This window comes from Achromobacter pulmonis, assembly GCF_902859765.1.
GTDB lineage: Bacteria > Pseudomonadota > Gammaproteobacteria > Burkholderiales > Burkholderiaceae_B > Achromobacter > Achromobacter pulmonis.
In genome coordinates, this window is record NZ_CADIJV010000068.1 from 1 (window position 1) to 7,931 (window position 7,931).

The 7,931-nt window shown below is 71.2% G+C and carries 6 protein-coding genes and 1 pseudogene; 3 read left to right on the forward strand and 4 right to left on the reverse strand.

Features of this window, described 5'->3' with window-relative positions; translation table 11 throughout:
• The 4 genes from HV701_RS26270 to HV701_RS26285 form a co-directional block, all read right to left on the reverse strand.
• Positions 1–1,745: xanthine dehydrogenase family protein molybdopterin-binding subunit (locus HV701_RS26270; protein ID WP_175135930.1), on the reverse strand; the 1,745-nt coding region annotated here is incomplete at its 3' end.
• 29 nt (positions 1,746–1,774) lie between these two features.
• A complete protein-coding gene (locus tag HV701_RS26275; protein ID WP_175135931.1) occupies positions 1,775–2,419 on the reverse strand; it encodes an isochorismatase family protein in 645 nt (214 codons plus the stop codon).
• Positions 2,416–3,489: a 2,5-dihydroxypyridine 5,6-dioxygenase NicX family protein gene (locus tag HV701_RS26280; RefSeq protein WP_175135932.1), complete on the reverse strand. Its 1,074-nt coding sequence runs from the start codon at positions 3,487–3,489 to the stop codon at positions 2,416–2,418. The genes HV701_RS26275 and HV701_RS26280 overlap by 4 nt, the downstream gene beginning before the upstream one ends.
• A 29-nt stretch (positions 3,490–3,518) precedes the next feature.
• Positions 3,519–4,352: an alpha/beta fold hydrolase gene (locus tag HV701_RS26285; protein ID WP_175135933.1), complete on the reverse strand. Its 834-nt coding sequence runs from the start codon at positions 4,350–4,352 to the stop codon at positions 3,519–3,521.
• A gap of 315 nt (positions 4,353–4,667) precedes the next feature.
• Here HV701_RS26285 and HV701_RS26290 point away from each other — a divergent pair, with 315 nt between their 5' ends.
• From HV701_RS26290 to HV701_RS26300, 3 genes and pseudogenes are all read left to right on the forward strand, one after another.
• The gene (locus HV701_RS26290) at positions 4,668–5,822 is read left to right on the forward strand and encodes an FAD-dependent monooxygenase (RefSeq protein WP_175135934.1); all 1,155 of its coding nucleotides are present in this window, start codon (positions 4,668–4,670) and stop codon (positions 5,820–5,822) included.
• 42 nt (positions 5,823–5,864) lie between these two features.
• A complete protein-coding gene (locus tag HV701_RS26295; RefSeq protein WP_419761612.1) occupies positions 5,865–6,401 on the forward strand; it encodes a (2Fe-2S)-binding protein in 537 nt (178 codons plus the stop codon).
• Positions 6,398–7,931: pseudogene (locus HV701_RS26300) on the forward strand (cytochrome c); the annotation flags it as partial. The gene HV701_RS26295 and the pseudogene HV701_RS26300, both read left to right, overlap by 4 nt.

Here is a 7,931-nt window from a genome sequence, read left to right on the forward strand (position 1 = left end):
CAGCCGGCGCGCGCCGCCGTGGCTTCCAGCAGCGCGACGGCGCGCGCATCGTCCAGGTGCGCCAGCCGGAACGCGACCGGGTCGGCGCCAGCCGCCTCGGCCAGCTCGTCGATCATGCAGTCATGGGCGTAGGAACTGGGCAGCGCCGAGACGCCGCGCAGCCACGAGGCGCGCACCAGCGGCGCGGTGTCGTGGCAGACGATGCGCCGGCTCGGATAACGGTAGGGCGGCACCGAGGTGCGGTCGCCCATCTCCAGCACGCGCGGCTCGCCGGACACGCCGCCGGTCAGCAGCAGCGCCAGCAGCGGCGCATCGTTGGACGGATAGCGCACTTCGAAATCGTAGGCCAGCAGCTTGCCGTCGGCGTCCAATGCCGCGGCCACGTCCATCAATTGGCCTGTGCCCTTGGGTTCCCATTGGTGTTCCTGGTCGCGCATCAGCTGCACCCGCACCGGCGCGCCCACGGCGGCCGACAGCAGCGCGGCGTCGGCGCAGACGTCGTCGGCGCAGTTGCGGCCGTAGCAGCCGGCGGCTTCCATGCGGATGATGTCGATGCGGTCTTCGCCCAGCTTGAGCAGGCGGTCGAGGTCGGCGCGCAGCATGTGCGGATTCTGGGTGCCGGCCCAGACCGTGAGGCGGCCGTCGCGGTGGTCGGCCACCGCGCACGACGGTCCGATCGACGCGTGCATCTGGTAGGGCCAGACATAAGTGCGGCGCAGGTGCACCGGGGCGGCGGCACAGGCGGCCTCGACGTCGCCTTCCTCCAGCAGCAGGCGGCGGCGCGCGGGGTGGGCGCGCAGGGCGCCGGCCAGATCGTCGAGCACCGGCGCCGGCGGCACCGGCTTCCAGCGCACCTTGAGCGCGCGCATGGCGGCTTCGGCCTGTTCCTCGCGGTCGGCCACCACGCCGATGAAATCGCCTTGCACCACGACCTGCACCCGGCCCGGCAGATGCGCGACGGAGTCGGCGTCGACGTCGATCAGGCAGCGGCCGATGAAGTCGCCAGCGTCGCGGCCGGGGTGCGGCGGGCGCACCACGCGGCCATGGCGCATGCCGGGCACGCGCACGTCATGCACGAAGCTCAGTTCGCCGGTGGCCTTGGCGGGAATGTCCACGCGCGCCACGGCGCGGCCCACCACGGTGTAGTCGCCCGAAGGCTTGAGCCGGACCTGGCCGTCGTCGGCGGCCAGGTCCAGCCGGGTGTGCTGACCGCCGATCAATTGGCCGTAGTGCAAGGCGCGCGTGTCCGACTCGTCGGCGGGGTGGACGACGCCGTCGCGCAAGCGCAGCGCATCCGCCGCCAGGCCCCATCGCCGGGCCGCACACGCCAGCAGGTGTTCGCGCGCCTGGGCCGCGGCGCGGCGCAGCGGTGCGGCCGAGATCTGGATGCTGGCGCTGGCGATGGTGGGGCCCTGGTTGGGCGTGGCGTTGGTGTGGCCCAGCACCATTTCCAGCCGCGCCATCGGCACGTGCAGTTCCTCGGCCACGATCTGCGCCAGCGCGGTGCGGATGCCGGTGCCCAGGTCGACGTGGCCGTTGAAGGCCAGCGCGCGCCAGCCGTCCGGGGCGGCGTCGTCGGCCAGCACCGCCACGAAGATCTCCGGCGTGTCCTGGACGTAATCCGAGATCACGCCCGGCTGCCCGGGCGCCGGGCGCGGCGGCGCGGTCGGCGCGCGCACGACCAGCAACGCGCCGGGGTGGGTCAGCAGCGCGTCGTGCTGCGCGCGGGGATGGGGCAGGTTCATGGGCGAAGGCGATCGGGGCCGATCAGGGATTATGCCGCCAGCGCGCCGATGTCGGCCAGGGCTTGCTCCAGCGGCATGACGGCGGCGTACTTCTGCGCCATGTCGAACAGGTTGGCCTCGTGCGGCCCGAGCGCGCGGTCGCCGCAGCAGTCGGACACCACCAGCGGCCGCAGGCCGGCCTGCATGGCGTCGACCACGCTGGCGCGCACGCAGCCGCTGGTGACGCACCCGGCCACCACCAGCGTCTGCACGCCGCGCTGCGCCAGCCATGGCGCCAGCATGGTGCCGTAGAACGCAGAGGGAGTGCTTTTGCGCACCACGTATTCCCCGGGCGCGGGCGCCAGCTGCGGCACGATGGCGCTGTTGTGGCTGTCTTCCTTGAGCGTCAGCATGCCGGGCACCTTCAGGCAGAAGATGTTGCTGTCGGCGTCGTCGTCCGAAAACACGATGCGGCTGTGCGCCACCGGCCAGCCCTGTTCGCGCGCATGCGCCAGCAGCGCGCGGGTGCGTTCGATGGCCTGTGGGATGTTGCCGCCGCCGAACACGGCCGGGTCGGCGAAGCCGTTGACGAAGTCGATGATCAGCAGGCCGAACGGCGCCTTCAGCGGCAGCGGCGTGCCGAAGCCCTGGCGGGCGTAGGCCGAGATATCCCCGGCGGGAACGGTGGTGGTCATGCCAGCTCCTTGCGGCGGGCGGCATAGGCCAGCCCGGGTTCGTCCTGCACCACGCCGTCGATGACGGCGGCCTGGTCATCGAGCATCACCGTGCAATGGCGCATCGGGATGTCGATATGGCAGGCGGTGGTGCGCTGGCCGCCGGCCTCGTTGTTCGGCCCCATGGACCAGAGGAAATTGCCTTCGAAGGCGCGCGCGTCCATGCCGATGTGGGTTTCCTTGCCGTAGTGGCCCAGCATCGACCAATGGGCGCGCGGTTGCAGGCCCCAGCCGATGTGCGAGACGGCGTAGGCCTCGGGGTCTTCATACGAGGCCATGTAGTCGCGCAGCACGTCGGCCTGCAGGCCGCCCTGGATGCGGGTGACGTAGCCGCGCTCGACGGTCAGGGTGATCGGGTCGGTCACGTAGTCCTTCATCGGCAGCAGGATGTCGCCGCGGTCCAGCACCACCTGGCCGTTGCTGTGGCCCTCGTCGGGCCAGGTCAGCACGAAGCCGCTGGGCCAGTGGTCCCAGCGGCCGGGCTCGTCGACGAAGCCGTACTCCGAAATCGCGGGGAAGCTGCCCAGCCGGCATTGCAGGTCGGTGCCGGCCCGCGACGTGATGCGCATCTGGCGCGACTCGCCGATCCGCGCCGCGGCTGCGCGCACGCGCTCGCGGTCGGCTTCGGTCGGCACCAGCCGGCACAGGATCTCGGGCGGCTCGACCGCCAGCAGGATCTTGGTGCCGCCCTGCAGGATTTCGTGCTGCTCGGGCGAGAACAGCAGCGTCATCAGGTCCAGCACCAGGTCGCTGGCCTTGAGGGCGGCGATGGCGGCCGGGTTGCCCGTCAGCGGCGTGGTGCCCAGGTAGGCCAGCGAATCGCGGCTGAGGGATTTTTCGCCATTGACCGGCGGCAGGTCGAGGCGGTTGACGCGCGCGCCCATGTCGCCGGCGGCGGCGATGGCGCAGCGCAGGGTCTGCGGATGGGTGTCGGCGCCGGTAAGCACGGTCACGGTCTGGCCGGCTTCGAGGCGGGAAAGCGTGAGCACCTGTTTCCAGGCGCGGATCAGGTCGATGTCGCTGACGGGCATGGCGGACTCCTGGTGAAGAAAGGGGGGATTCAGCCGCGCGGTTCGAGGAAGTCGCCCAGCGCCTGGTGGAAGCCGGCCTCGTTGTCCCACGGAATCATGTGGCCGGCGGCCGGCACGCGTCGGTGCAGCGTGTCGGGCGCCAGGCCTTGCCACTCGGCCACGTCCTCGTCGCCGACCACGCCGCCGTTCTCGGCGGTCATCAGCAGTTGCGGCACGCGCACGCGCGGCAGGTCGGCGTGGATGTCGTCGCGGCCGAAGTCCTCGAAGCTGCGCACGATGGCCGGCTCGTGGCAGGTGTGCAGCCATTGCGCGCGCAGGCGGCGCTGTTCCTCGGTCCAGGTCGGGCAGAACGCGCGCATGGCTTCGGCGTCCATGCCATGCGTGGCCTGGCGGATCGAATCCACATACCAGGCCAGCTTGGCGGGGTAGGGGCGGCGGCCCGGGCCGGAGACGGGCGGATCGACGATGACCAGCCGCGTCAGGCCGGCCGGCTGGCTGCGCGCCGCGCGCACCGCGATGCGCCCGCCCATGGAATGGCCCATCAGCGCATAGCGTTGCAGGCCGAGCGCCTGCGCCAGGGCCAGCACGTCGGCGGCCTGCGCATCCAGGCCGTAGTCCAGCCCGGGATCGGCGCTGGACAGGCCGCGGCCGCGCACGTCCAGCACATAGGTGTCGTAGCGCTGGCCCAGGCGTTCGGCCACGAAGCCCCAGGTCACGGCCGGGCTGGTGATGCCGGGAATCAGGATGAGCGCATCGCGTTCGGCGCGCGCGCCATCCGCGCCGCCATAGCGCAGATAGTGCTGGCGGATGCCGTTGGCGTGGACGTTGGCGCCGTACAGGAAGGTGCTGGAAGGAATGCTCATGCCGTGCTCCGGGTGGGTAGATGCCAGGACGGGATCCGGTGGTCTTCGCCGCCGCCACGCAAGCGGCGGATCGAGCGTGATGACGCGAAGCGCGGATCCATCTTAGGGTTTCCGATAAATTAAAAAAACAGTGTAGACGCTCTATGCTTGCAAACAGCGAGGTGAATCGCAAAGCCGATGTTCATAGTGGTTTTTACCTATATGTGTTTAAAAATGCACTGTTTTGGACATCTTTGTGCTGTTTTGGATCCACGGTGGTGCCGATTGCCCATCGGGAAAAAATAGAGTGTATGCATAGAAAAGTAGGAGAGCCTCTTGTCTAAATCCCCCCGCATCGCCGTGATCGGCGCCGGCCTCGGTGGCGCCGCCACCGCCTCGCTGCTGTTGCAGGAAGGCTTCGACGTGCGCGTCTACGAGCAAGCGCCGAGTTTCTCGCGCCTGGGCGCCGGCATCCACGTCGGCCCCAACGTCATGAAGATCCTGCGCCGCATCGGCATCGAGGACGCGCTCAACGCCCAGGGGTCGCACCCCGACTTCTGGTACAGCCGCCATGGCCTGACCGGCGACGTGCTGGCGCAGATTCCCCTGGGCGACTACGCCGTCAAGACCTATGGCGCGTCGTACCTGACGGTGCACCGCGGCGACTTCCACGCGCTGCTGATCGAGGCGCTGCCCGAGCGCGTGATGGCCTACTCCAAGCATCTGGTCGGCGTGACCGACCGCGGCCATGACGTCGAGATGCGCTTTGCCGACGGCAGCGTCGAACATGCCGATATCGTGATCGGCGCCGATGGCGTGAATTCCTGCATCCGCGAGGAACTGCTGGGACCGGAGCCCCCCAAGTACGCCGGCTACCTGGCCCACCGCGCGGTGTTCCCGACCCCCGAGGTCAAGGCCGGCATGCTGCCGTTCGACGCCTGCGTGAAGTGGTGGACCGATGACCGCCACATGATGACGTACTTCGTCACCAGCAAGGCCGACGAGCTTTACTACGTGACCGGCGTGCCGGTCGAGCAGTGGGACCTGAACGACCGCTGGCTGCCCAGCAGCAAGGACGAGATGCGCGAGGCCTTCCAGGGCTGGCATCCGACGGTGCAGGCACTGATCGACGCCACCGTCGAGGTCACCAAGTGGTCCCTGCTGGAGCGCGATCCGCTGCCGCTGTGGAGCCGTGGCCGCCTGGTGCTGTTGGGCGACGCCTGCCACCCGATGAAGCCGCACATGGCGCAAGGCGCGGCCATGGCCATCGAGGACGGCGCGATGCTGGTGCGTTGCTTCAAGGAAGTCGGGGCGCATAATCACGCACTGGCTTTCGCGCTGTACGAGGCCAATCGCGCCGCGCGCGCCAGCAAGGTGCAGCGCATTTCGCACGACAACACCTGGTTGCGGACCAACGAAGACCCCGCCTGGTGTTTCGGCTACGACGTGTTCAGCGAGCCGCTGGTCGAACCGAAAGCCAAGGCGGCCTGACGCGTTCGCGCCTTCATCCCCGGACCTTTCGCCACCCACACCATGGAACACGCCGCCACGCCCACGCCCGCCACCGATGCGATCGACTTGATGGTCAATGGACGCGCCGCGCGGGTGGCGGCGCCGCCGGCCACGTCGTTGTTGCTGGTGTTGCGCAACGACCTGGAACTGAACGGCCCCAAGTACGGTTGCGGCCTAGGCGAATGCGGCGCCTGCACGGTGCTGATCGACGGCGTGGCGGCGCGTTCCTGTGTGATTCCGGTGCGGGCGGCGCAGGGACGCGAGGTCACCACCCTCGAAGGACTGGGCACGCGTGAGCGGCCCGGGCCGACCCAGCGCGCCTTCATCGAGTGCCAGGCGGCCCAGTGCGGCTATTGCCTGAACGGCATGATCATGACGGTCGAGGCCCTGCTGCGCCGCGATCCCGCGCCCACAGAGCAGGCCGTGCGCAGCGAGTTGCATCACAACCTGTGCCGCTGTGGCACGCACGTGGAAATCATGCAGGCGGCGCTGCGCGCGGCGCAGCTGCGCCAGGATGCGGCGACGCGTCCGCGCCAGCCGCAAGGAGCCGGCGCATGAGCGCGTGCTTGCCCGAGACCGCGACGCACGCCGTCGAACCGCCGTCCGAGCTGTTGCATGGGCTGGCGCTGCGCCCGCCCGACGCCGCCTGGGACGGCAGCCGCTACCGCGGCAGCCGGCTCGACAGCGTGCGCCTGGACGACGCGCGCGCGCAGGCCGGCGTGGTGGCGGTCGTGCGGCGCGAGCATTTTGCCGGCGTGGTGGCGGTGACGCCGCTGCACGCGCGGCAGGCCCTGGCCAGCCTGGCGCCGGCGTGGCGCGGCGCTGGACGGCCGGCGTATGCGGGGCCGCCGGCCGCCGTCACGGCACCGGTGGCGGAACGTGAATATCTCTGGCAGCCAGCCGAAGCCGGCGCGAGCGCGCGGGTCGCGGCCTGGTGCCTGGACGGCCGCCTGACGCTGTGGCTGCCGCCGGACGCCAGCGCGCTGCGCGCCCTGATACGGCGCGAGCTGGCGGCCTTGTTCGACTGGCCCGAGCAGGCGGTGGACGTGGTGGCGTGGCCGTCCGGCGCGGCCGCGCGAGCGGCGCATGCGCTCGATCTGCTGGATGCCGCGGCCGACGCGGCGCTGCTGTCCGAAGCGGTGGCGCGGCCGGTGTGCGTGGCCAGCCGCGTGGGGGAGCCGGCCACGCTGGTACTGCGCGAAGCGGATCCCGCGGCGGGGCCGGCGCTGTGTTCGCCGCAGCCCTGGGCCATGCGGCCCAGCCTGGCGCGCCTGTTGGCGCGCTCCGGGCCGGCGCCGGCCAGCGGCCAGGCCACGGTGCTGGGCGAGACCCCGGCGCCGGCGCAAGCGCCATCGCATGCGTTGCTGCACGCCAGCGTCGACGAACTCAATGCGGCCCAGGTCTTCGCGGGCGAGAGCCTGTGGCACGAACGCGCGCTGGCGGCTGGCGAGGATCCGGTCGGCTGGCGCCTGCGCCACCTGGACGACGCGCGCGGCCGCGAGCTGGCGCGCCAGGTGGTCGAGCAGGCCGCCATGGACGCCTCCGTGGCGCCGCGCGACGGTCTGCTGCGCGGCAGCGGTTTTGCCACCGCGCAAGTCCGTTGCCAGGCCGAGGACGGCGCGGAGCACATGGTGTGGAGCGCCTGGGTGGCCGAAGTGGCGATCCAACCCGCCACTGGCAGGATCGAGGTGACGCGGGTGGTCGCAGGCCATGACAGCCAGGACCTGCGGCCGGCGCAGGGCGCGAGCACGCGCCTGGCCATCACCCGCCAGCAGCCCGAGCGCCTGGCCGACGCCCGGCGCCTGATCGCCGGGCCGGCGGCGTTCGACGATTGGCGCGCGGCCGCGCCGCTGGCGCCGGCCGCGACAAGCGATGCGCTGGCCACGCCGGCGCCGACACCGCCCGAGGCGGTGCGCGCCGGCCGCCTGGACCTGGACGGCGTGGCGACATTGCCGGCCGCTGCCGCCATCGCCAATGCCATCGAGGACGCCACCGGGGTGCGGCTGCGCCAGGCGCCGTTCGATGCCGGGCAACTGCGCCTGGCCTTGGCGGACCGGCGCGCGGCGCAACGCGGCGTGCTGCGGCGCG

What these genes read in the sequence shown, in the direction of transcription:
- HV701_RS26275 (WP_175135931.1), bottom strand. Translation starts at nt 2,419, where the DNA reads ATGACCACCACCGTTCCCGCCGGGGATATCTCGGCCTACGCCCGCCAG.
- HV701_RS26280 (WP_175135932.1), bottom strand. Translation starts at nt 3,489, where the DNA reads ATGCCCGTCAGCGACATCGACCTGATCCGCGCCTGGAAACAGGTGCTC.
- HV701_RS26285 (WP_175135933.1), bottom strand. Translation starts at nt 4,352, where the DNA reads ATGAGCATTCCTTCCAGCACCTTCCTGTACGGCGCCAACGTCCACGCC.
- HV701_RS26295 (WP_419761612.1), top strand. Translation starts at nt 5,865, where the DNA reads ATGGAACACGCCGCCACGCCCACGCCCGCCACCGATGCGATCGACTTG.